This window comes from Streptomyces sp. NPDC006544, assembly GCF_040611715.1.
GTDB lineage: Bacteria > Actinomycetota > Actinomycetes > Streptomycetales > Streptomycetaceae > Streptomyces.
In genome coordinates this window covers 1-1,364 of record NZ_JBEXOV010000227.1, presented here as the reverse complement: position 1 = coordinate 1,364, position 1,364 = coordinate 1, and the positions used below count along the sequence as shown (strand labels likewise).

Annotated in this window: 1 protein-coding gene; it reads left to right on the top strand. The window is 37.6% G+C overall.

What is annotated here, in order from left to right:
• Positions 1–472 precede the first annotated feature (472 nt).
• Positions 473–1,120 carry a pyroglutamyl-peptidase I gene (gene pcp / locus ABZY44_RS37705; protein ID WP_014573651.1) on the top strand — a complete coding sequence of 216 codons (648 nt, stop codon included), beginning with the start codon at positions 473–475 and terminating at the stop codon, positions 1,118–1,120.
• The last annotated feature ends 244 nt before the right edge of the window (positions 1,121–1,364 follow it).

Sequence of the window (1,364 nt, the reverse complement as noted above, 5' to 3'; positions counted from 1 at the left end):
GGATATTTGTTTTCTGATCCTGAATTGCTATTAGAATATAATGATATAGAAACTCAAAATATGTATGAGAAAGTAAAAGGATTTTTAAGTAACTTTTAGTAATGGAATGATAAATTTATGCTGATACCACTAAAGAGCTATGGTAGGAGATTGTCTTGTAAACTGTAACTGGATGTATTATTGAAACTGACAATAAGCTTCTAATGGTTTAGCAAGGGAATGAAATGATTCAAAGCAAAAAGAAGACCACGTACAAAATTTATATGGTGTTCTTTTTGTTTAGTTTTTTAATGTGGTCATAAAAAGGCGGAGCCTATTATAAGTTTAATTATTTAATTTCAGAAAGGTATATATAAATCATGGCGCAACAAATTGTCCTACCCATCAAAGACTCCAACGTCTTAAAGATGGTACAAGATACACTTCTCGATAGCTTCTGTACTTCTTGGCATTTTAGAAAGGAAATCTTCTCATGAAAATTCTTGTTACCGGATTTGATCCCTTTGGCGACGATAAAATTAATCCTGCGATTGAAGCCGTGAAACGTTTGCCGGATGAAATTGCTGGGGCACAAATCGTTAAATTGGAAATTCCGACAAAGTTTAATGTTTCAGCCGATGTCGTTAAAGATGCTATTGCCAAAGAAAAGCCTGACTATGTGTTGAGCATTGGTCAGGCTGGTGGCCGGTTTGAACTCACGCCGGAGCGAGTTGCGATTAACTTGGATGACGGTCGGATTCAAGATAATGCCGGGTATCAGCCACTTAATCACACGATTCATGGCGATGGCGAGAATGCCTACTTTACCCAGTTACCAATTAAGGCCATGGCCAAAGCCATTCGGGAAGCTGGTGTTCCGTCAGCAGTCTCCAACACAGCAGGCACTTACGTCTGCAACCACATTTTTTATCAGGTACAGTATATGCGGGATAAGATGTTTCCCGATATTAAGGCCGGCTTCATGCATATTCCATTTTTGCCGGAACAGGTTGTCACTCGTCCGGAAACACCAGCGTTGTCATTGGATGATGATGTTTTAGGCATCACTGCCGCTATCAAGGCCATCGTGTCCCGTGACGGCAAAGGCGATATCGAAACGATTGAAGGCAAGGATCACTAAAAGCCTGTTTAGTGTTTTTGGACTATTATCAAATAAATAGACATAAAAAAGAAAAGCGTTCTAATCGTTTTTCCTTTTTTATCAGATGTTCAGAAAATGGTCATTTTCTGAACACTCTTCTTTTCTTATTAAGATTATTAAAATCATTTGCATTTATTGTTCATTAACCCGTAATTTATTCTATGTTAATTTATATAAGTGCTTTCAAGTTATGGTACAATACTATCAATGGAGGAATGCTATG